This window comes from Brasilonema octagenarum UFV-OR1, assembly GCF_963888615.1.
Taxonomy (GTDB): domain Bacteria; phylum Cyanobacteriota; class Cyanobacteriia; order Cyanobacteriales; family Nostocaceae; genus Brasilonema; species Brasilonema sennae.
The window spans coordinates 1-1177 of sequence record NZ_CAWPKW010000384.1 but is presented as its reverse complement, the minus strand read 5'-3'; the positions used below and the strand labels follow the sequence as shown (position 1 = coordinate 1177).

Annotated in this window: 1 protein-coding gene and 1 pseudogene; both read right to left on the bottom strand. The window is 39.3% G+C overall.

Features of this window, described 5'->3' with window-relative positions; all coding sequences use genetic code 11:
* A pseudogene (locus AC5590_RS33940) lies at window positions 1–242 on the bottom strand (class I SAM-dependent methyltransferase); the annotation flags it as partial.
* Between the two features lie 138 nt (window positions 243–380).
* Complete coding sequence (locus AC5590_RS33935) at window positions 381–1025, bottom strand: MarC family protein (RefSeq protein ID WP_169269003.1); 645 nt, start codon at window positions 1023–1025, stop codon at window positions 381–383.
* Window positions 1026–1177: the final 152 nt, after the last annotated feature.

The window sequence follows — 1177 nt, the reverse complement described above, 5'->3', positions numbered from 1 at the left end:
ATACCACAACCAACATCCAAAACATCTTGACCATTCTTAACATTTGCAGCAGAATAAACTTCGCGAGTCAGATGTTCGGCTGCCTTGCTAAAATCTTCTGGTGTATTCAATGCTTGTTCTGGGTTGAACCAATAGCCCCAATGTACATGACGCCCAAACGCTAGATCAACCTCAGGATGACCAGTGTCGAGCAATGCCAAAAGCTGGTCAATATATGGTAAATTAATCTGCTGAACCTTCATGGATAATCTTTTTCTTCAACTTTCTTTTTCACTCTATGATGTTTTTGTTCAAGTTTTCGTCCCCACTGTAATGCTAGTTTCGTGGTTTGAGAACTTCCCATGAAAAGTCTGTTTTAGAATTTGGTGTCTCAAAATAACTTACCGCAGTAGATTTAGTACATTAGCTTTAAATATATCCACTGTACCTTCAACAATTAATTGAACTGCGATCGCCAAAATTAAAAACCCCAGTATCCGATTCAACGCTCCCATGCCAGTTGACCCTAATTTCTCAATTAATGGTTCTCCTAAAGCAAGACATAGGTAAAGTAAGATTCCCAGTAAAGCTATTCCAATTAAACAACCCAAATAATCAACCCATTGACTAGCTTTAGTTGAAAATCCAATCACAACTCCAATCGCTCCCGGACCACTAACCATCGGCACAGCCATTGGTGTAAAAGATACATCTTCTTTATCTATTGCCTCTTTATGTTCTTGGCTAGTTAGTCGCTGACGCGCAGTTACCATTTCCCAAGCAGTATGAGCAACAATTAAACCTCCTGCAATTCGTAGAACACCCAGTGAAATGCCAAAGAAATTGAGGATTAGCTTACCTGCAAGTAAAAAAGTAGCCAATACCAAAATGACATTCAATGCAGTCTTTTGCGCTTGTCGAAGACGGTAATTTCGAGTATCCGCAGCCGTTAGACTGTAAAAGATTGCCACTGCACCTACAGGATTAGCGATTGGAAACAGTGCAGCCAATGTTCCAACAGTGTAGGAAATAAGATTTTGCCACATATCTATAAGGATGCAAATTTAACACTATCCAATCACAATATCAAAAGCAACTGTGGCTGTGTAGCAGATGGGTTTTGGATAAGTCTTTTTCTTTTCATATTCTCATAATTACGTACTAGGTTTTATAAATCAGCCCAAGTGCTTGGCTTTCT